At 72.1% G+C, this 19,715-nt stretch carries 21 protein-coding genes; 12 read left to right on the top strand and 9 right to left on the bottom strand.

Translation table 11 applies throughout. The features are described from left to right. The first annotated feature begins 130 nt into the window (after window positions 1-130). Together AB0M82_RS02150 and AB0M82_RS02155 are read left to right on the top strand one after the other, a co-directional pair. Window positions 131-568: an Hsp20/alpha crystallin family protein gene (locus tag AB0M82_RS02150; protein ID WP_364716760.1), complete on the top strand. Its 438-nt coding sequence runs from the start codon at window positions 131-133 to the stop codon at window positions 566-568. Window positions 569-576: 8 nt separating this feature from the next. After that, window positions 577-864: a hypothetical protein gene (locus AB0M82_RS02155; RefSeq protein ID WP_364716762.1), complete on the top strand. Its 288-nt coding sequence runs from the start codon at window positions 577-579 to the stop codon at window positions 862-864. Between the two features lie 77 nt (window positions 865-941). Here the strand turns inward: AB0M82_RS02155 and AB0M82_RS02160 are convergent, their stop codons facing one another. Then, window positions 942-1,733: a GntR family transcriptional regulator gene (locus AB0M82_RS02160; protein WP_364716764.1), complete on the bottom strand. Its 792-nt coding sequence runs from the start codon at window positions 1,731-1,733 to the stop codon at window positions 942-944. A gap of 116 nt (window positions 1,734-1,849) precedes the next feature. On the opposite strand from AB0M82_RS02160, the gene AB0M82_RS02165 reads away from it, so the two are divergent. After that, on the top strand, window positions 1,850-2,719 hold the full coding sequence (locus AB0M82_RS02165; RefSeq protein WP_364716767.1) for an aldolase: 870 nt from the start codon (window positions 1,850-1,852) through the stop codon (window positions 2,717-2,719). A gap of 37 nt (window positions 2,720-2,756) precedes the next feature. Next, a complete protein-coding gene (locus AB0M82_RS02170) occupies window positions 2,757-4,250 on the top strand; it encodes a CoA-acylating methylmalonate-semialdehyde dehydrogenase (protein ID WP_364716769.1) in 1,494 nt (497 codons plus the stop codon). A 91-nt stretch (window positions 4,251-4,341) separates the two neighbouring features. Here AB0M82_RS02170 and AB0M82_RS02175 read toward each other — a convergent pair whose 3' ends face one another. Further along, window positions 4,342-4,917 (bottom strand): TetR/AcrR family transcriptional regulator, encoded by a 576-nt coding sequence (locus AB0M82_RS02175; RefSeq protein WP_364716770.1) that lies wholly within the window; start codon window positions 4,915-4,917, stop codon window positions 4,342-4,344. Window positions 4,918-5,110: 193 nt separating this feature from the next. Here AB0M82_RS02175 and AB0M82_RS02180 point away from each other — a divergent pair, with 193 nt between their 5' ends. The 5 genes from AB0M82_RS02180 to AB0M82_RS02200 all read left to right on the top strand — a co-directional run bounded on the left by AB0M82_RS02180 (window position 5,111) and on the right by AB0M82_RS02200 (window position 11,701). Then, complete coding sequence (locus tag AB0M82_RS02180) at window positions 5,111-5,563, top strand: (2Fe-2S)-binding protein (RefSeq protein ID WP_364716772.1); 453 nt, start codon at window positions 5,111-5,113, stop codon at window positions 5,561-5,563. After that, window positions 5,550-6,512 carry a xanthine dehydrogenase family protein subunit M gene (locus AB0M82_RS02185; RefSeq protein ID WP_364716774.1) on the top strand — a complete coding sequence of 321 codons (963 nt, stop codon included), beginning with the start codon at window positions 5,550-5,552 and terminating at the stop codon, window positions 6,510-6,512. Before AB0M82_RS02180 ends, AB0M82_RS02185 begins: the two co-directional genes overlap by 14 nt. Further along, window positions 6,509-8,680 (top strand): xanthine dehydrogenase family protein molybdopterin-binding subunit, encoded by a 2,172-nt coding sequence (locus tag AB0M82_RS02190; RefSeq protein ID WP_364716777.1) that lies wholly within the window; start codon window positions 6,509-6,511, stop codon window positions 8,678-8,680. The genes AB0M82_RS02185 and AB0M82_RS02190 overlap by 4 nt, the downstream gene beginning before the upstream one ends. 198 nt (window positions 8,681-8,878) lie before the next feature. After that, window positions 8,879-10,309, top strand: a complete 1,431-nt coding sequence (locus AB0M82_RS02195) for a carboxylesterase family protein (protein WP_364716778.1) — start codon at window positions 8,879-8,881, stop codon at window positions 10,307-10,309. Window positions 10,310-10,414: 105 nt separating this feature from the next. Beyond that, the gene (locus tag AB0M82_RS02200) at window positions 10,415-11,701 is read left to right on the top strand and encodes an ATP-binding protein (RefSeq protein WP_364716780.1); all 1,287 of its coding nucleotides are present in this window, start codon (window positions 10,415-10,417) and stop codon (window positions 11,699-11,701) included. 149 nt (window positions 11,702-11,850) lie between these two features. On the opposite strand, the gene AB0M82_RS02205 is transcribed toward AB0M82_RS02200, so the two are convergent. Further along, window positions 11,851-12,609 carry an alpha/beta hydrolase gene (locus AB0M82_RS02205; protein ID WP_364716782.1) on the bottom strand — a complete coding sequence of 253 codons (759 nt, stop codon included), beginning with the start codon at window positions 12,607-12,609 and terminating at the stop codon, window positions 11,851-11,853. A 45-nt stretch (window positions 12,610-12,654) separates the two neighbouring features. Then, window positions 12,655-13,017 carry a hypothetical protein gene (locus tag AB0M82_RS02210; protein ID WP_364716783.1) on the bottom strand — a complete coding sequence of 121 codons (363 nt, stop codon included), beginning with the start codon at window positions 13,015-13,017 and terminating at the stop codon, window positions 12,655-12,657. Window positions 13,018-13,183: 166 nt separating this feature from the next. Between AB0M82_RS02210 and AB0M82_RS02215 the strand changes: the two genes are divergently transcribed. Further along, the gene (locus AB0M82_RS02215) at window positions 13,184-13,642 is read left to right on the top strand and encodes a DUF2269 family protein (RefSeq protein WP_364716784.1); all 459 of its coding nucleotides are present in this window, start codon (window positions 13,184-13,186) and stop codon (window positions 13,640-13,642) included. On the opposite strand, the gene AB0M82_RS02220 is transcribed toward AB0M82_RS02215, so the two are convergent. From AB0M82_RS02220 to AB0M82_RS02235, 4 genes are all read right to left on the bottom strand, one after another. Further along, window positions 13,639-14,322, bottom strand: a complete 684-nt coding sequence (locus tag AB0M82_RS02220) for a GNAT family N-acetyltransferase (protein ID WP_364716785.1) — start codon at window positions 14,320-14,322, stop codon at window positions 13,639-13,641. The genes AB0M82_RS02215 and AB0M82_RS02220 overlap by 4 nt on opposite strands. Window positions 14,323-14,385: 63 nt before the next feature. Further along, window positions 14,386-15,012 (bottom strand): hypothetical protein, encoded by a 627-nt coding sequence (locus tag AB0M82_RS02225; protein WP_364716787.1) that lies wholly within the window; start codon window positions 15,010-15,012, stop codon window positions 14,386-14,388. Window positions 15,013-15,090: 78 nt separating this feature from the next. Beyond that, the gene (locus AB0M82_RS02230) at window positions 15,091-15,501 is read right to left on the bottom strand and encodes a VOC family protein (RefSeq protein ID WP_364716789.1); all 411 of its coding nucleotides are present in this window, start codon (window positions 15,499-15,501) and stop codon (window positions 15,091-15,093) included. A gap of 111 nt (window positions 15,502-15,612) precedes the next feature. Then, complete coding sequence (locus AB0M82_RS02235; RefSeq protein WP_364716790.1) at window positions 15,613-16,170, bottom strand: hypothetical protein; 558 nt, start codon at window positions 16,168-16,170, stop codon at window positions 15,613-15,615. A 421-nt stretch (window positions 16,171-16,591) separates the two neighbouring features. Here AB0M82_RS02235 and AB0M82_RS02240 point away from each other — a divergent pair, with 421 nt between their 5' ends. Further along, a complete protein-coding gene (locus tag AB0M82_RS02240; protein ID WP_364716792.1) occupies window positions 16,592-18,706 on the top strand; it encodes a transglycosylase domain-containing protein in 2,115 nt (704 codons plus the stop codon). Here the strand turns inward: AB0M82_RS02240 and AB0M82_RS02245 are convergent. Beyond that, on the bottom strand, window positions 18,703-19,128 hold the full coding sequence (locus AB0M82_RS02245) for a nitroreductase/quinone reductase family protein (protein ID WP_364716793.1): 426 nt from the start codon (window positions 19,126-19,128) through the stop codon (window positions 18,703-18,705). The genes AB0M82_RS02240 and AB0M82_RS02245 overlap by 4 nt on opposite strands. Before the next feature lie 158 nt (window positions 19,129-19,286). Between AB0M82_RS02245 and AB0M82_RS02250 the strand changes: the two genes are divergently transcribed. Next, entirely contained in the window at window positions 19,287-19,700 is a 414-nt protein-coding gene (locus tag AB0M82_RS02250) for a zinc-ribbon domain-containing protein (protein ID WP_364716795.1), read from the top strand. Window positions 19,701-19,715 lie beyond the last annotated feature (15 nt).

Raw genomic sequence — 19,715 nt, forward strand, 5'->3', positions numbered from 1 at the left:
ACCCGTGCCCGGCCGGTTCACACACGGTGTCGTCCTATCGACGACCTCCTTCTTGTCATCGTTTAGATGACGTGCTAGAACAGAAGTGCGTGTTGACACGACCCGTCGTCGAACCAGAAGGAGGACACCGATGTTGATGCGCACCGACCCATTCCGTGAGCTGGACCGCCTCACGCAGCAGGTCTTCGGCACCGCCGGCACCTGGTCCAAGCCGGCCGCCATGCCCATGGACGCCTACCGCGCCGGCGACGAGTTCGTCGTCTGCTTCGACCTGCCCGGCGTCACCCCGGACGCCATCGACCTCGACATCGAGCGGAACGTCCTGACGGTCAAGGCCGAACGACGGCCGCTCCCCGGCGGTGACGACGTCGAGATGCAGGTCTCGGAACGGCCCCTCGGCGTCTTCTCTCGCCAGCTGTTCCTCGGCGAGAACCTCGGCACCGACCACATCGCGGCCGACTACGAGGCCGGCGTGCTGACCCTGCGCATCCCGGTCGCCGAAAAGGCGAAGCCACGCCGGATCGAGATCGGTGGCGCCCAGTCCGACCGGAAGGAGATCAAGTCCTGACGGAACCCGTGAACGATCCGGCCCGCGCCGCGGCGGAGGAGATCTTCGCCGCGGCCGCCGCGCTCGGCACCACCCGCCAGGAGGCGGTCCTGGTGACCCGCGCGGTGCACGCGGTCAAGAACGGCCGCCCGACCGACGTCGCGCTCACCGACACCGCGCAACACCGCCGGCGCCGGCTCGCCCACGTCGCCGGCTGCGCGCTGTGGGATCCGCACCTCGACGCGGACGCCGTGCTCGCCGCCGTCACCGCTGCCGCCCGGACGGCGCCGCGCGAGAAGCGCTCGACGGCGGCCTGACCGCCTGCTGTCCTATCAGGACACGACGGCGCGGCGCGGGGCCGGGCCGCCGCGTTCCCGCCCCGCCGTCCGCGCTACTACGGACCGTTGGTCAGCGAAAGGTTGAACGTGTAGCGGGACGCCCGGTAGACGTGCCAGCCGTACTCGACCACCCGGCCCGCGTCGTCGTACGTCGTGCGCTGCATGGTGAGCAGGGCCGCGCCCGGCTCCTCGTGGAGCAGTTCCGCGTCCGCCTCGGTCGCCGGCCGGGCGCCGATGTTCTGCTCGGCGGCGTGCAGGCGCACCCCCGCCGAGCGCAGCAGCTGGTAGAGACCCTTCTCGCGCAGCTCGTCGTCGGTGGGATCGATGACGCCGTCGGGCAGGTAGTTGTTCATCAGGGCCAGTGGCTCACCGTCGGTCGAGCGGATCCGCTCCAGCCGCCGCACGTGGGTCAGGCCGGGCGCCTCGAGGAGCTCGGCCACCTTGGCGCCGGCCGGCTCGACCCGGTTGGCCAGCACCACCGACTCCGGCTTGCCGCCGAGCCCGGCGAGGTCGTCGAACAGGCTGCTCAGCCGCAGCGGCCGCGCGACCTTGGTGCGGACGACCTGGGTGCCGATCCCGCGCCGTCGCACGAGCAGCCCCTGGTTGACCAGCGTCTGGATCGCTTGGCGGACGGTCGGCCGGGACAGGCGCAGGTTCGCGGCGAGGTCCACCTCGTTGCCCAGCCGGCTGCCCGCGGGCAGCCGGCCGTCCTCGATCGCGGCGTGCAGCTGCCGGGAAACCTGGAAGTACAGCGGCTCGGGGCTGCCCGGGTCCAGCTCGATCTCCCGGCCGGGGTCCCAGGCCGGGATCACGTCGGTGCGGTCGGGGGACCGCCGGCTCACGCTCATCACCGGAAGCCTACCGCCACCCGGCCCCCGGTAGGGATGACTTCATGTCCATATGTCTTGACAAAGTCCGCGCGGCGATGGCATCGTCGGATCCAGACCGACGCGGGAGGGGAACAGTGACCGACAAGGTGCGGCGCATCGTCGCCAAACGGGTGCGCGACCCGGAAGCGATCGCCGAGGCGGCCGCGAAGCGAGTGCGGGCCAAGTCGCCGTTCAACGACAAGGGCCGCACGATGATCATCGCCGCGGACCACCCCGCGCGCGGCGCCAACGCGGTGGGCGGGAATCCCTCGGCGATGGCCGACCGGGGCGAGCTGCTGGATCGGCTGTGCCTCGCGCTGGAGCGGCCGGGCGTCACCGGCGTGCTGGCGACCGCGGACATCGTCGACGACCTGCTGCTGCTCGGCGTGCTCGACGGCAAGACGGTGATCGGGTCGATGAACCGGACCGGGCTGGCCGGATCGAGCTTCGAGATCGACGACCGGTTCGCCGGCTACGACGCCGAAACCATCGACCGGATGCGGTTCGACGGCGGCAAGATGCTGACCCGGATCTGCCTCGACGACCCGGCCACGCCGAGCGTCCTGGAGAACACCGCGCGGGCGATCAACGAACTGGCCGGCCGGAAGCTGATCGCGATGGTGGAGCCGTTCCTGTCCACCTGGGCCGGCGGGCGCCTCAAGAACGACCTCTCCCCCGACGCCGTGATCCGCTCGATCACGATCGCCTCCGGGCTCGGCCGCTCGTCGGCCTACACCTGGCTCAAGCTGCCGGTGGTGGACGACATGGACCGCGTGCTCGCGTCCTCGACGTTGCCCGCCGTCCTGCTCGGCGGCGAGGTCACCGACCCGGACGCGGCCTTCGCCGCCTGGCAGCGCGCGCTCAGCCGGCCGACCGTGCAAGGCCTGGTGGTCGGGCGTTCACTGCTCTACCCCCGCGACGGGGACGTCGCCAAGGCCGTCGACACCGCGGTGGGGCTGCTGTGAACCTCCGTCGCGCGGCGCCACTACCTGGAGGAGCACCGTGAACATCATCGAACACTGGATCAACGGCAGCGCCACCCCGGCGGGCTCGACCCGCACGGCGCCGGTCTACGACCCGGCCACCGGGCGGCGGCAGGCCGAGGTCCTGCTCGCCGAGCCGTCGGACGTCGACACCGCCGTCGCGGCCGCGAGCAAGGCCTTCGAGTCGTGGGGCGACTCCTCGCTGTCCCAGCGGACGAAGGTGCTGTTCGCCTTCCGCGAGCTGCTGGTGAAGCACGAGGACGAGCTGGCCAGGATCATCTCCGGCGAACACGGCAAGGTGGTGGACGACGCCCGCGGCGAGATCGTGCGCGGCCGCGAGGTCGTCGAGTACGCGTGCGGCATCGCCGACGCGCTCAAGGGCAGCTTCTCCGACCAGGTCTCCCGCGACGTCGACGTGCACGACTTCCGGCAGCCGCTCGGGGTCGTCGCCGGGATCACGCCGTTCAACTTCCCGATCATGGTGCCGCTCTGGATGCACCCGATCGCGATCGCCACCGGCAACACGTTCGTCCTCAAGCCCAGCGAGCGCGACCCGTCCGCCTCGGCGCTGGTCGCCGAGCTGTACGCCGAAGCCGGGCTGCCCGATGGCGTGTTCAACGTCGTCAACGGCGACAAGGTCGCGGTCGACGCGATCCTCGCCCACCCGGACATCGCGGCGGTGTCGTTCGTCGGCTCCACCCCGATCGCCCGGTACGTGCACGAGCGCGGCACGGCGGCCGGCAAGCGCGTCCAGGCGCTGGGCGGGGCGAAGAACCACGCGGTCGTCCTGCCCGACGCCGACCTGGAGTACGCCGCCGACCACCTCACCGCGGCCGCGTTCGGCTCGGCGGGCCAGCGGTGCATGGCGATCTCGGTCGGTGTGGCCGTCGGTGCGGCCGGCGACAAGCTCGTCGAGATCCTGGAGCGCAAGGCCCGAGAGATCAAGGTCGGGCCCGGCAAGGACCCGGCCAGCGACATGGGCCCGGTGGTCACCGAAGCCGCCCGCCGGCGCGTGGTCGACGCCGTCGCCGGCGGCGCGGAGCAGGGCGCGTCGGTGGTCGTCGACGGCCGCGGCCTGACGGTCGAAGGCCACGAGGAGGGCTTCTTCGTCGGACCGTCCCTGCTCGACAGGGTCACCCCGGACATGGACGCCTACCGTGAGGAGATCTTCGGCCCGGTGCTGGCGATCGTCCGCGCCGAGACGGTCGACGAAGCGATCGGCGTCATCAACGCGAACCCGTACGGCAACGGCACGGCGATCTTCACCGGCAGCGGCGAAGCCGCCCGCAAGTTCCAGCGCGAGGTCAAGGTCGGCATGATCGGCGTCAACGTGCCGATCCCGGTCCCGATGTCGTACTACTCCTTCGGCGGCTGGAAGGACTCCCTCATCGGCGACAGCCCCATCCACGGCCCCGCGGGCGTCCGCTTCTACACCCGCGCCAAGGTGGTCACCACCCGCTGGCCCCACCCGAGCGCCCCGACGGCGGGCTTCACCTTCCCGACCTCCAGCTGAACCCGGGTCCGCGGAGCGTCCACTTCGGACGCTCCGCCACCTGGGCGACGACGCCGTCGCCCAGGTGACCCGTTCGCCTCGACGAGCTCGCCTAACCGGGCTGTGCGGCCATCCCGTGCCACAGCAGGTCGGCCAACCCCGCCGCGTCACGCTGCCACTCGCCGTTCGGGTCGAGGAGCAGCAAGCCGGCCAGCCCGCGCAGCACCTGCACCGGAGCCAGGCCCGGCCGCACCGTCCCCGCCGCCGCGTTGGCCGCCAGCAACAACGACACCGCGCGGACCATGTCTTCGTACGCGTTCGCCGGGAGCTCGCCGCGGGACGCCGTCGCCGTGCGCAGGGCGTCGGCCAGCCCCTTCTTCGTCATCATGTAGTGCGCCAGGTGGTCGGTCACCCACACCCGGAACGCCTCGTCCGGCGCGTGCTTGTCCAGCAGCACCGGCACGATGTCCACGATGTGCCGCACCTCGCGCCGGTAGACCGCCAGGATCAGCGCCTCCGGGGTCGGGAAGTGCCGGTACACCGTCCCGACGCCGACTTCGGCCTGCTTCGCGATCGCGTTGAACGACACCTCGCCCGTCCTGGCCAGCGACGCCGCCGCGGCGACCAGGATGCGTTCGTGGTTGCGCCGGGTGTCCGCGCGCCGGGGGCTGACCGATCCCGTCGTCATCGTCCCTCCCGGTGTCGTGTGGACTCGCCGAATCTAACCCAGAGCTGGAGTCGCTCCAGCGTGTGTACTTCGTTGCGGAGCGGATTGTAATCCGCTAGCCTCGCGACGAGTGAAGCGGATGACTATCCGCTCCCCCCTGACCGACCCACCACACCGACGTCGGGCCGCCCGGCGATCCTCGGGAAAGAGACCAGTGGAATTCTCACTCGAAGTCAATGGCAGAACCGAACACCTGGACGTCGATCCCGGCGTGACGCTCCTCGACGCGCTGCGGGAGCGCCTCGCCGTCACCGGCCCGAAGAAGGGCTGCGACCGCGGGCAGTGCGGCGCCTGCACCGTGCACGTCGGCGGCCGGCCCGTGCTGTCGTGCCTCACGCTGGCCGCCACCGTCAAGCAGCCGGTGACCACCGTCGAAGGACTGTCCACAGAGGACGGGCTGCACCCGGTTCAGCAGGCCTTCGTGGACCAGGACGCCCTCCAGTGCGGGTTCTGCACCGCCGGGCAGATCATGTCGGCGGTCGCCGCCGTCGACCAGGACGTCGAAGACGTTCGGGAGTTCATGTCCGGCAACCTCTGCCGGTGCGCCGCCTACCCGAACATCGTGAAGGCCGTCGAGCAGGCGAGGCGGGCCGATGCGACCCTTTGAGCTGACCGCCCCCGCCACCGTCGAAGCGGCCCTCGCGACGCCCGGCACGTTCCTCGCCGGCGGGACGACGCTGGTCGACCTCATGAAGCTCGAGGTCCTCACGCCGGACCACGTCCTCGACATCAACGCCGTGCCGTTGCGCGGCATCGACACCACCGACGGGCTGCGGTTCGGCGCGCTGGAGCGGATGGGCGACATCGCCGCGCACCCCGGCGTGTACCCGGCGATCTCGCGCGCCCTGCTGCTGAGCGCCTCCCAGCAGCTCCGGAACATGGCCAGCATCGGCGGGAACCTGCTGCAGCGCACGCGCTGCTCGTACTTCCGCGACGTCGCCACGCCGTGCAACAAGCGCGAGCCCGGCAGCGGATGCTCCGCGATCGGGGGCGCCAACCGGATGCACGCGATCCTCGGCACCAGTGACTCCTGCGTGGCCACGCACGCCAGTGACGTCGCCGTCGCCCTGGTCGCGCTCGACGCGCGCCTGCGGCTGGTCGACGCCGAAGGCACCCGCGAAGTCGCCCTTCGCGACTTCTACCAGCTGCCCGGCGACACCCCGGCGATGGAAAACGACCTGCGGCCCGGCGAACTGATCACCGAGGTGCTCGTCCCCCGGCTGGACTGGGCGGCGAACTCCACCTACGTCAAGGTGCGCGACCGGCAGTCCTACGAGTTCGCGCTGTGCTCCGCCGCCGTCGCGCTGGATGTGCGCGACGGAAAGATCGCCGACGCCCGGGTCGCGGCCGGCGGCGTCGGGACGGTGCCGTGGCACCTGCCCGCCGTCGAGGACGCGCTGCGCGGCGCCCCGGCGACCCAGGCCGCCTTCGAAGAAGCCGCGGCCGTCGCGGCGGATGGCGCCGAGCCCTTGTCCGGCAACGGCTTCAAGGTGCCACTGCTCAAGCGGACCATCGTCCGCGCCCTGCTCGAACTGACCGAGGAGAGCTCCCGATGATCACCCGGCTGGATGCGCCGCTGAAGGTCACCGGCCAGGCGAAGTACGGCGCCGACCACAACTTCCCCGGCATGGCCTACGGCTACGTCGTGCTCAGCACGATCGCCCACGGCGAGGTCGAAGCCATGGACTTCTCCGCGGCGCGGGAAGCGCCCGGCGTGCTCGGCGTGTACTCGCCGTTCGACCCGCTGACCCTGCGCACGCCGACCACGATGTTCGGCGAGGCGTGGGTTCCGTTGCAGGACAAGGAAGTCACTTACTACGGCCAGCCGATCGGCTTCGTGGTCGCGGAGACCTTCGAACAGGCCCGCGACGCGGCGGCGCTCGTGGCGGTCGCCTACCGCCCGCTCCCGGCCAAGACGTCGCTGACCGAGGGCCTGGCGGACGCCGAAGACGCGCCGCCGGCCCGCGACGGCGCTCCGCCGTCGCTGGAGGTCCTCGAAGACGGCGTCGAAACCTTCGAAGAGGCGCTGGCCGCGAGCCCGGTGGTCGTCGAAGCGACCTACTCCACCGCGACCCAGAACCACGCCGCGATGGAACCGCATTCCGCGGTCGCGGTGTGGGACGACGGCGAACTGACCGTCTACAGCGGGAACCAGGCATCGAACCTGCAGGCGGAGTACCTGGCCACAGCCCTGGACCTGCCGGCGGAAGCCGTCCACGCGGTGAACCCGTTCGTCGGCGGCGCGTTCGGCGGCAAGGCGATGGTCTCGACGCCGTTGTTCCTGGCCGCGGCGGCGGCCCGCTCCCTCGGCCGGCCGGTGAAGGCCGCGCTCGCCCGCGAACAGGTCTTCACCGCGACCGCCGGCCGGGCCGCGACGGTCCAGAAGATGACACTCGGCGCGGAGCGGGACGGCACGCTCGTCGCGCTGCGCCACGACTCGTGGTGCAGCACCGACGCCGCCCGCTCGTTCGTCGAGCCGACGTCGCACGGCACTTCGCGCGAGTGGTACGCCACGCGGAACCTGGCGATCAGCCAGAAGATCGTGCCGCTGCACATCCCGCCGACCACGTTCATGCGGGCCCCCGGCGAGGCACCCGGCTCCTTCGCGCTGGAAAGCGCGATGGACGAGCTCGCCGTCGCGCTCGGCATGGACCCGGTCGAGCTGCGGATCAAGAACAACTCCATCGCCCCGCCGGGCAAGGACCTGCAGTGGGCGAGCAAGCACCTCGACGAATGTTTCCGCGTCGGCGCGCAGCGGTTCGGCTGGGCGCACCGCCCGCCGGGTACGCGCACCGACGGCGACTGGCTGGTCGGCACGGGCGTGGCCACCGCGATGTTCCCCGCCCTGCGATTCCCGGCGACGGTCGGCATCACGCTGAACGCGGACGACACCGCCGTCGTCGCGACCAGCGGCGCGGACCCGGGCACCGGCCTGCTGACCGTGCTCTCCCTGGTCGGCGCGGAGTCGCTGGACATCCCGGCCGACCGGATCACGCCGAAGCTCGGCGACTCGGCCCTCCCGCCGGGCGGGCTGTCCGGCGGCTCGACGGCGACGGCGAGCGCGGGCACGGCGATCATGCTCGCCGCGACCAAGGCGATCGACGAGCTGGTGGCGCTCGCGTCGGACGCCGGCGCGCCGTTCGAAGGCCGCGAAGTCACCTACGCCGACGGCCGTCTCTTCGCCGACGGCGAGAACATGACGTTCGGCGAGCTGCTGCGCGCGCTGGGCCGCGAGACGGTCGAGGTCACCGGGTCGTCGGCGCCCGGCGAGGAGCTGACCAAGCACTCGTTCAGCTCGTGGGGTGCCCAGTTCGTCGAGGTCCGCGTGCACAAGTGGACGCGCGAGGCCCGGGTGTCGCGGATGCTCGGCGTGTTCGACGCCGGCCGGATCATCAACGACAAGGCCGCCCGCAGCCAGCTCACGGGCGGCATGATCTGGGGCGTGTCCGCCGCACTGCACGAAGGGCTGGAGATCGAAGCGAACGGCCGGCTCGCCAACGGCGACCTCGCGAGCTACCTGATCCCGGTCAACGCGGACATCCCGGACATCGACGTCCACTTCGTCGAGTACCCGGACACCCTGCACAACGCCGTCGGCGCGCGGGGCATCGGCGAGATCGGCACGGTCGGCGTGGCGGCGGCGGTGGCCAACGCCGTGTACAACGCCACCGGGATCCGGGTGCGGCACATCCCGATCACCATCGAGGACCTCCTCGAAGACTGACCGCGGGGCGGGGCGCCGGTCAGCGCCCCGCCCCCGGCTCCAGCAGAAATTCACGGCGTCTTCGCCCGGTCGGCAACTCCGGGCCCGGCGCCGTTATCCATCCGCGACAACGAGGGGACGGTTCGCCCGTGACGGCGGCCGTCCACGGTCTTAGGCTGACGGGCGCTCCCCCGATCTTCCACGAAGGGACCCCCTCGCATGACCGCCCCCGTCGTCCCCACCACCTCCGGCGCGGTCCGCGGTCAGGTCACCCCCGCCGGCGTCGCGCTGTTCCGCGGCATCCCGTACGCCGCCGCCCCCGAAGGCGAGCTCCGCTTCGCCGAGCCCGTCCCGGCGCAGGCGTGGGACGGGGTGCGCGACACGAGCAGACCGGGGCCGACCGCGCCGCAACGCCGTCACGACGTGCCCGGGCTCGACCTGTCCCCGATCACCGGCACCGGCTGGCGGCCGGGGCCGGAGTACCTGACGGTGGACGTCTGGACCCCGCAGCCGGGCGTCGGCGCACTGCCGGTGCTGGTATTCGTGCACGGTGGGGCGTTCATCGGCGGCACCGGGTCCGCCGCGGTCTACGACGGCACGTCCTTCGCCCGGTCGGGCGCGGTGCTGGTGACCGTGCAGTACCGGCTCGGCATCGACGGCTTCCTGCCGCTGGACGGCGGCACCACCAACGTCGGGCTGCGCGACCAGCTCGCCGCGCTGCGCTGGGTCCAGGACAACATCGCCGGCTTCGGTGGCGACCCCACCCGGGTCACCCTGTTCGGCGCGGCTTCGGGCGCGGTCAGCGTCGCCTGCCTGCTCGGTTCGCCGCTCTCGGCGGGGCTCTTCCACCGCGCCATCGTCCAAAGCGGACACCCGGACATGGTGCGCGACGGCGTCCAGGCGCGGCGGCTGGCCAAGGTGGTCGCCGACGAGCTGAAGACGGAAGCCACCGCCGAGGCGTTCCGGAAGGTGTCGACCGAGCAGCTGCTCGACGCGCAGGAAGCCGTCCTTCGCCCGGGTGGCGCACCCGACCTGCGCGACGCGCTGGGCTACGACCGCGGGTACGGGCTGAGCCCGTTCCTCCCGGTCGTCGGCGACGACGTCCTGCCGCAGCATCCCACCAAGGCGATCCGGGCGGGCGCCGGCGGCGACGTCGACCTGATCGCCGGCAGCTGCAGCGAAGAGATGCGGCTCTACCTGGTGCCCACCGGCGCGCTCGAAGCGGTCACCGACGACCAGGCCGTGGCGTCGCTGGCGGTGTCGCACCCGGACCCGGCCGGCGTCCTGCACGCCTACGGCCTCGGCACCGGCCGCACCGCCGGCGAAGTCCTCGTCGAAGCCCTGACCGACCTGGTCTTCCGCGACGGGGTGCGTGACCTCGCCGAGCACCACACCGGCCGGACGTTCCGGTACGAGTTCGAGTGGGGCTCGCCCCTGCTCGAGGGCAGGCTGGGCGCGTGCCACGGGCTCGAGCTGCCCTTCGTGTTCGACGCGCCGGCCGCGCTGTCCGGGCCGCGCGGCCTGCTCGGCGAACGCCCGCCGCGGGAGCTGGCCCGCGACCTGAACGGCGCCTGGCACCGCTTCGCCACCACCGGGTCGCCCGGCTGGGCGGAGTACGCGGGTGATGACACGGTGTTCCACGCGTACTGATCCCTTGCTCCACCGGGCTGGACTCCGGTCCCGGACGGTTGACTATCCCCCCGCCGCGCTGCCAGGCTCAGGCCCGCCCGGACGGCCGGATGAATGGGGAGACCGATGCCCGAGGCGGGCTCTGCCGCACCGCCACGCGCCTTCGTCCGCACGCTGCTGCGCAGCGGCACCCCCGCGGAACCCACCGTGCCCGCCGAACTCACCGGCGACGGCGGCGACCTCACCGCCGTCGGCGACGCGACGCTCGCCCGCGCCTCGCGCTACTGGGTCCTCGTGCCGCTGGCCTACCGCGTCGCGGCCTTCGTCAAGGTGTTCATCGGGTTCACCGCGGCGAACGGCAGCCTCGGGCTCGGGCCGGTGCTGGGCGCCACCGTGTTCGCCGTCGCGGCCACCGTCGCCGCCGCGCTCTGGGTGCTGCGCTCCGGCGGGCTGCGCGCCCGCGTCACCGGCCGCGCGCTCGCCCTGGACCTCGCCATCGGCGTGGTGCTCAACTTCGCCGTGGCCGTGACGGCGCCGGCCGCGGTGCAGCCCTTCGCCGTCGACGTGTCCTGGACCTGGCTGGTCGGCACGGTCGCCACGTGGGCGGGCACCTCGGGGCTGCCCGCGGCGCTGTGGCTGTTCGCGGCGGCCGTCCCGCTCCGAGCGGCGCTCACCCTGGCCGGTGGCCTCCCGCTGACCGACCAGCTCGCCCTGACCCGGTCGATCGGCTGCATGGTCGCGCTGGCGGTGGCGATCGTGCTCGCCACCGCCATCCTCGTCCTGCTCGGCGTCGGCACCCGGTTCGCGGTCGACATCGGGCTCCGGCGCGGGCGCGAGGCCGAACGCCGCCGGACCCGGCGCATCATGCACGACAGCGTGCTGCAGACGCTCGAAGCGCTGGCCATCTCGACTCCCGGCGACGACGTCCACGCCGTCAACCGGCTCTCGGAACTGCGTTCGGTGGCCAAGGCGGAAGCGGCCGAGCTGCGCCGCCGGATCACCGAGCCGGTGCCGACCGGGCTCACGCGCAGTTTCGCGGTCGAACTCGCCGACGTCGCCACCGAGCTGACCCGCGACGGCCTGCGCACGCAGCTCGTCGCCGCGGACTTCGCCGACGACCACAAGGTGTCCCGGGACCGGCGCACCGCCCTGGTCGAAGCGGTCCGGGAAGCGTTGCGCAACACCGTGAAGCACTCGGGGACCAAGCAGGTCGTGCTGCGCGTGGAGGAACGCGACGGCGGCATCGCGGTGGTGGCCCGGGACCAGGGGCAGGGTTTCGACGTCCGGGACAGCCCGCCGGGCTTCGGCATCAGCCAGTCCATCGTGGCCCGGCTGGCCGAGGTGGGCGGGCACGGCACCGTCGACTCCCAGCCGGGCCGCGGCACCCGCGTCACGATGTGGGTGCCCGGCTAGTGTCGCGCGTCGCCAAGTGGCCCGAGCGCCCCAATGTGGCGTTGGTTGCGTCTGACGCACCGAACGCCACTTTGGGTGCGCTGGACGCACCGAACGCCACATTGGGGCGCAACCCCGGGCCCCTGTCAACGAACCTCGGACGCGCGACGCTAGGCGCCGGCCACGAGCCGGGCTACCTCCGGTGCGTGGGTGAAGACCAGCCCGTGATCGGCTTCGAGCCAGGACACGGCGACATCCGGTCGCTCGCGGACGAGCCGCTCGGCGCCGGCCCGCCAGTTCCGGTTGCACCGCACCGCGAGGTCTTCGCCGCTGTCGCCGGCCATCGACGTCGACATGATCATGCGGATCGGCCGGTCGATCCGCCGGTACAGGTCGAGGATCCGGGACCGGACGTCGTCGATCTCGAGGTTCAGGTCGAGGATTTCCGGTCCGGTGAGCAACACCTGACGCGGGGTGCCCCGGCGCCCCTCCTGCTCCGTCGCCATGTCCGCCCACATCGCGCGGAAGACCGGGAGGTCGGCCTCGGTGAGGAACGGTTCGGGCACCGGGTTCGCCCCGTCGATCAGCACCAGCTCGGCGACGCTGCCGGGATGCTCGGCGGCGTGGTGCAGAGCCAGGTCCGCGCCCAGCGAGTAGCCCACGAGCACCGGCGCTGAGCCCACCTCGGCCATCACGGCGGCGAGATCGCCGAGAAATCCCTCGAAGGAGTACCGTTCGGCGGCCGAGGCGAGGCCGTGGCCCCGGAGGTCGAAGGTCACCACGTCGTAGTCGCGCCGCAGCAGCTCGGCCAGCTCGTGCAGATCCGCCTGGGTCGAGCTCAGCCCCGGACACAGGACCAGCGGGCGGCCCCGGCCGCCGCGGGACACCGGGATCGTGACGCCGTCGCGGTGCAGCGTGAAGTGCCGCATCTCCTGTCCTCCTTGCGAACGATCTTGCGAAGGACCCTAGTCCGCTCAGGCCGCGCGCCGGGCGTCGCGCTCGGCGGTCAGGCTGGCCCGGCAGGCCACGGTCAGCCGGGTGGTCGCGGCGCTGCCGCCGTGCCCGCAGCGCGGGCAGGACATCGAGACGGTCAGCGACAGCTCGTCGACCGCGACGGCCAGCTCGGTCCGGCAGCCGCGGCACCAGCGGTGCCGGGTGACCGGGCTGACGTGCGCCGGCGAGGCGACGCACTGGTGGATCCACCGGCCGTGCACGTGGCAGGTCAGGCGGTCGTCCGGGGCCAGCAGGCCCATGTCCTCGGCGTCGTCCTCGGTGGCGAGCAGGACCGGCAGGCTGCGGACCCGGCTCGGCGTCGCGGTGCTGATCGTGGCGGTCATCGTGCTCCCCTTTCCGGCTTCTACCCGGGCGTCGAACCGGCAGCGCCGGAATCGACAGCCGCCCGCCGGTTGGCGAGATCCCGGTGGTTCGTGGCTTTCCAGCCACTCCCGGAGGCCGGACATGATCCAGTAGCTTCGGGTCGTTCTCGAACGACGAAGGAGTCCCGTGTCGAAGTTCCTGCTCTCGGTGCACGTCCTGGCGGCGGTACTGGCCGTCGGCCCGGTCGCCGTCGCGGCCAGCATGTTCCCGGCCGCGATCCGGCGCGCCGCGGGCGGCGGCGACCTCGCCGTCGTGACGATGCTGCACCGGATCTGCCGTGTGTACGCCTACGCCGCCATCGCGGTGCCGGTGTTCGGGTTCGGCGTCGCGGGCACCATGCACGTGATGGGCGACCCGTGGCTGATCGTCTCGATCGGGCTGACCGCCGTCGCGGCCGCGGTGCTGGCGCTGCTGGTGCTGCCGCGCCAGAAGCGCCTGCTGGCCGAGCTCACCGGGGAGTCCACATCGGACACTCTGGGCAGCGCGGCCGCCCGGCTGGCCATGGTCACCGGCGTGTTCAACCTGCTGTGGGCCGCGGTGACGGTGCTGATGATCGTGCGTCCCGGCTCGTCGACGGGCGCCTAGCCCGCCGCCGGCACGCGGACCGCGACGAAGTCCGGCCGGAAGCGGAGGGTGAACCCCAGCGAGAGGTACAGGCGGATCGCGGACGTGTTCCCGGCGGCGGCGTGCATGATCGGCCGCTCGCCCCGCTCGCGGATGCCGGCCGCCACCGCGAGCACGAGCCGCGTCGCCAGGCCCTGCCCGCGGTACGCCGGGTCCGTGCAGACGGCGCTGATCTCGGTGTGGCCGGGCGGACGCAGCCGCTCCCCGGCCATCGCGACCAGCGCGCCGCCGCGCCGGATCCCGAGGTAAGTGCCGAGCTCGACGGTCCGCTTCCGGAACGGCCCCGGCCGCGTCCGCGCGACCAGGTCGAGCATCTCCGGCACGTCCGCGGGCCCCAGCCGCACGGCTTCCGGATCCACCGCGGCCGCGACGCCGTCGTCGACGAGCTGAACGCCGGGGATCTCGTCCAGCACCTCCCAGCCGGACGGCGGCCGGGCGGTGACGGCGGCGAGCACGAACGTCGCTTCCGGCCCGGCGAGCCGCGCGACGTCCAGCCAGTCCTGCTCGCCGGGGTCGTCCGGAAGGGCCAGGAACGGCGCGACGTCCTCCGGGTAGCGCAGCACGCGTCCACGCCGTTCCGCGAAGCCGGCGTGCGGCCCGGTCAGCGACGCCCACGTCGGGTTGTCCAGCGGAGAAGCCATGCCGCCAGAATGCGGGGAACGGCCGGACCGGCGCCGCCACTCCCACATCCTGAACGGCGGTGCTCAGCCGACCGTGGTCAGCTCCTCGTCCGAGAGCACTTCGGAGCCCTCCGACACGACCAGCCGGCCGCCGCCGACCTGGTAGCGGTAGTCGCCGTTGACCGCGACGAAGCCGTCACCCGACGCCTGGGCCGGCAGGACGATGTGAGTGTCGTCCGACGCCGCCCGACCACGGGCTTGGCCGTCGTAGAAGATCCGGCCGTCGGGGATCCGGCAGACGGTGATGAGGGACTTCGCGGTCTGCGCCACCAGCAGCGCCGTCCCCGTGCCGCCCGGCAGGTAGCGGGCGGCGTCGCCCGGGCACGGCTTGCCGTCCGCGGTCGCGCTCGTCGGCGGCGTGACCGGCGGGGTGGCGCCGTTCGCGGTCGTGACCACGGTCTTGGTCGTCGGCAGCACGGGCGTCGTGTACTGCGGGAACGGCCCGGACGCGGCCGGCGAGGGCCGCGAGCGCCCGGTGAACAGCAGGACCCCCGCCACCGCGATGCCGGCGACCACCATCAGGGTCAGCAGCACCCACAGCGCCCGCGCGCGGGCCCGCCCCGGGGCCAGGCCCGCACAGGTGCCGCACCGTCCGGCCGCGGCGTCGTTGACCGCGTCGCACTGCGCGCACGTCCAGGGGGAACCCGCCATCGGGCCTCCTCAGCCCGGCGCGAGGTACGCCGGCGCCCTCATCGTCACCCGATGGGGGCGCTCCCGGCAACGGCCCGGTTATGTCTGCTGCACGACGTTGACCATCCACGGGATACCGAACTTGTCGACGCAGCAGCCGAATTCGTCGCCCCACATCTGTTTTTCGAACGGAACCGTCACGGTTCCGCCCTCACTCAGCTTGTCCCAGTAGCCGCGCAGGTCTTCCGCGTCGTCGCCGCTGAGGCTCACCGAAATGTTCGAGCCGGGGCGGTGCTCCATCCCGGCCGGGGTATCCGACGCCATCAGCGTGAAGCCGTTTTCGGCCTCCAGCTGGGCGTGCATGATCTTCTCCGCGTCCGCTCCCTCGGGTGAACCGAATTCTCCGAACGTGTTGACCTTCAGGGTGCCGCCGAAGACGCTCTTGTAGAACTCCATGGCCTGCCGCGCGTCGTCGCGGAAGCTCAGGTACGGATTCAGGCGAGAAGCCATTGCGATCTCCTTTGATCGGACGAGAGCAGCATCCTCGCAGAACACCCGAGGCCGGGCCAATCGTCGAATTTTCAGTGTCTTCGGCGTCTTCAGGGTCTCCGGCGTCTCCGGTCAGAGCACGAACCGCCGGTGCGCGACGGGTTCCATCGGCAGCGCACCGTACAGGGCGGCGCGGGCGCGCAGTTCCAGCGCGCGGTCCAGAGGCGGAGTCCCGGGGGCCGCCGCGGCGTGGAACGTGCCGCGGTCGAAGAGGTACACGAGCGCGAGCTTGCGGTCCCGGCGCCCGGTCTGCTCGGCGAACTCGACGGACGCGGACCGCAGGCAGCCGCCGTAGCCGGCCCTGGTCAGCCGGTCGGCGACGTCCACCAGGTCGGCGGTCAGCACGCGCAGGTCGCGGTCGCGGCGCCAGCACCGCACGGTCGAGCGACCATGCAGGTCCTGCGTCACCAGGGGATGCACGGGCAGCCTGGCCGACGTCGCGGCGATCAGCTCCGCTTCGGTGCGGGCCAGCGCGTCCCCGTCCACCCGGAAGCCGACCGTGCCGCCACCGGTGGGCACGAGGCCGAGCGCGGCGCGCATCCGCGGGGCGGCCGCGGCGAGGCTGTAGAGGGACTGCAGGTGCGGGCGGGACGTCCAGCACCGGACGAGCTTGCGGTCCAGCAGGGTCACGACGATGTGTCCTATCTCCGGTCGATAAGACCGCCGGGCCGGGCGCACTGGCAATGTCCACAGTGGACGTCAGGCGCGGGGACGCGGGGTCGGAAGAGACAGCATGCGCCCGCGCCCCCCGGTTCCGCACCGGAACCGGCCGGCTACGCGGCGAACGGCACCGGCCCGCCGCCGAACGGTCGCCGGTGAAGCAGTTCAGCCGATCAGCGGTATCCCTTTCGCCTCAGGCGACGGTGATCACCACCTTCCGAAGTTCCGCCGGATCTCGAAGTGGCGGAAGGCCGCGCCGGCCTCCTGGATCTGCCTCGCGAGCTGAGCCCGGAGCACCTGGCGCAGCTGCATGATGACGCCGGCGCCGTCACGGTGACCGGCTCAGCCCCGGTGAGGCGCATGTCTCACCGAACGGAAGCTTTATCGCCCGATGCCTAATCTCGGTTTCGTGAATCGTCGTCGGGGCGTGGTCCCTTTTGCCGGATTGTGCGTGCTCGCCGGAATTCTCGTGGCCGGCACGGTGGCACCCGTCGCCATCGGCGCGGGCCTGCTGTCGAACCAGGTGAGCGATTCGGTGGACGCCATTTCCGCGCAGCTCGCCGCGGCCGATCCGCCGTTGACCACGACGGTGACCGACCGCGACGGCACCCCGATCGCGACGCTGTACGCGCAGTACCGCCTGCCGGTCACCGCGGCCGGGATCGCGACGACGATGAAGGCCGCCATCATCGCGGTCGAAGACCGCCGGTTCTTCACCGAAGGCGGCGTCGACCTGCAGGGCACGCTCCGCGCGGCGGTGAACGACAGTGCCGGCGGCGCACTGCAGGGCGCGTCGACGATCACGCAGCAGTACGTCAAGAACTACCTCGTGAACGTCGTCGACCGGACCGACCCGGCGGCGCAACAGGCCGACCGCGCGGACTCGCTCGCACGGAAGCTGCGCGAGGCGAAAATGGCCGTCCAGCTGAACGCGACGACGAGCAAGGACGACATTCTCGCCGATTACCTGAACGTCGTGGAATTCAGCGGAACTGTGTACGGCGTCGGTGCGGCGGCAAAAGCGTACTTCGGGACGACGGCGGACAAACTGACCGTTCCGCAGGCCGCGTTGCTGGCCGGAATGGTGAACAACCCCAGCTTCTACAACCCGTACACGCACCCGGACAAGGCGCTGCGGCGCCGCAACCTCGTCATCGACGACATGGTCACCAACGGCTCCATCCCCGCCCCCTACGCCGCGACGGCGAAGGCGGCACCGCTCGGGCTGCTGCCGGACGGCCCGGTGACGCCGTCCGGCACCTGCCTCGGCGCGGCCCCGGACGCGGGGTTCTTCTGCGTCTACGCGGAAAGCTACCTCGTGCACGCCGGGTTCACCGCCGACCGGCTGGCCACCGGCGGGTACACGATCAAGACGACGCTCGACCCGCGCGTCTCGCGGGTGACCAAGGACGCCGTCGACGCGAACGTGCCGACCACCCAGGACGGCGTGGCGAACACCTTCGCCGTCGTCCAGCCGGGCGCGACCGGCCACCAGGTGCTCGCGATGGTCGCCAACCGGAACTACGGCACCGACCCGGCTCGGGGCGAGACGGCCACGGACATCGTCGCCGACGCGAGCGACGAGTTCGGCGCGGGCTCGTCGTTCAAGATCTTCACCTCGGCCGCGGCGCTCGTCACCGGGAAGGCGGGCTTGGAGACGCCGCTGCCCAACCCGGACAGCCGGTGCTTCACGCCGCCGGCCGCGCGTTCGTCCTGCTACACCGTCCACAACGACGGTCACTACGCGGATCCGATCACCCTCGCCGACGGGCTGGCGACGTCGCCGAACGTCGCGTTCGTCGGGCTCGAGAGCCAGGTCGGGATGCCCGCGGTGCTCGACATGGCGTACAAGCTGGGGCTGCGGAACACCCTCGCGACCAATGACGCGGGCCGCGCGCCGGACCCCGCTTCGAGCAACCCGCAGTACAACGAGCCGCAGTCGAAGTACTTCCAGGACCTGCTGTCGTTCACCCTCGGGAACAGCCCGGTCAGCCCGCTGGAGATGGCGAACGTCTCGGCGACGCTGATGAGCGGCGGCGTCTGGTGCCCGCCGGACCCGATCCTGTCGGTGACCGACCGGGACGGGAACGCCGTGCCGGTGCCGCGGCAGGCGTGCGAACAGGTCATCCCCGCCGGCGTCGCGAACACCCTCGAAGCGGGCCTGAGCAAGGACACCACCGCCGGCACGTCCGCCGAGGCGGCCCGCGCGGCCGGCTGGACGCGCCCCGGCATCGGCAAGACCGGCACGACCCAGCAGAGCGAGTCCGTCGCGTTCGTCGGCGGCGTCGACGGCTACGCGGTGTCGTCCATGGTCTTCGCCGACGGGCCGCACCCGCGGGAGATCTGCCCGGGCACGCCGGTGCACCTCGGCGACTGCGGCCACGGCGCGTTCGGCGGCACGGTCGCCGCGCCGCCGTACTTCCACGCCATGAGCCTGCTGCTGGCCGGGGTCCCCGACCAGCCGGTCCCCGGGCCCGACCCGGCGTACCTGGCCGCGCGGAACTAGCGCGGTTCGAGGAAGACGAGCGGAATCTCCCGCTCGGTCTTGGTCTGGTACTGCGCGTAGTTCTTGAACTCGGCGGTGATCTTCGGCCACAGCCGCGCGCGCTCTTCGGCGTCGGCGATCCGCGCGCGCATCGGCTGCTTCGGCGCGCCCTTCAGCGACACCTCGACCTCCGGGTTGTCGCGCAGGTTCAGGAACCACGCGGGGTGCGTGTCGTCACCGCCGCGCGAGGCCACCACGACCACCGCGTCGCCCTCCTGGTGCGGCGAGGTCAGCAGCACCGTCCGCGGCTGCCCGCTCTTGCGGCCGACCGTGGTGAGCTCGAGAACCGGCATGGCGACCTGCCAGCCGGCCCGTCCGCCCGTGAGCTTGATCAGGCCGCGGTGCACGGTGTTCATGGTTTTGAGGACGAAGTCGCTCGGCATGGTCCCAATCTAGTCGCGGCCCCGCCGCCGTCGCGGTACGGGCCGAATATCCATTTTGCCCGGTCCTGGCCGGGACCTGTTCGCGAAAAGCGCCACCGCGCACCGCGCCGGTGTGCGAGGCTGCGCGGCGAACAAAAGGACCGAAAGAGAGAAGACCGATGCTGATCTGGGGCTGGCGTACGCGGATCTACGTGCTGGCGATGACGACCTTCTTGTGCGGCCGGTGCGGCAATCCCGCTTCGCACGCGGTGCGGAAGGCGGTCACGAAGTTCACGCTGTTCTTCATCCCGCTCTTCCCGATCAGCGTGAAGTACACCGCGCAGTGCACCTTCTGCGGCATCGAGAACCGGATCCCGAAGGAGGACGCCGTCCGGCTGCAGGCCCAGGAGGAGCAGGGCCAGGCCGAGCAGCAGGCCGCGCCGGGGTACCCGCAGCAGCCGCAGGGTTTCCAGCAGCCGCAGCACCCGTCGCAGCCGCAGGGCTTCCCGCAGCAGGGCCAGCACCCGCAGGGGCAGTTCCCCCAGCAGGGTCAGCACCCGCAGCAGGGCCAGTTCCCGCAGCAGGGCCGCTAAGCCGGGCCGGGGCGA

Source organism: Amycolatopsis sp. NPDC051128 (genome assembly GCF_040682715.1).
In the GTDB taxonomy this organism is placed as follows: domain Bacteria; phylum Actinomycetota; class Actinomycetes; order Mycobacteriales; family Pseudonocardiaceae; genus Amycolatopsis.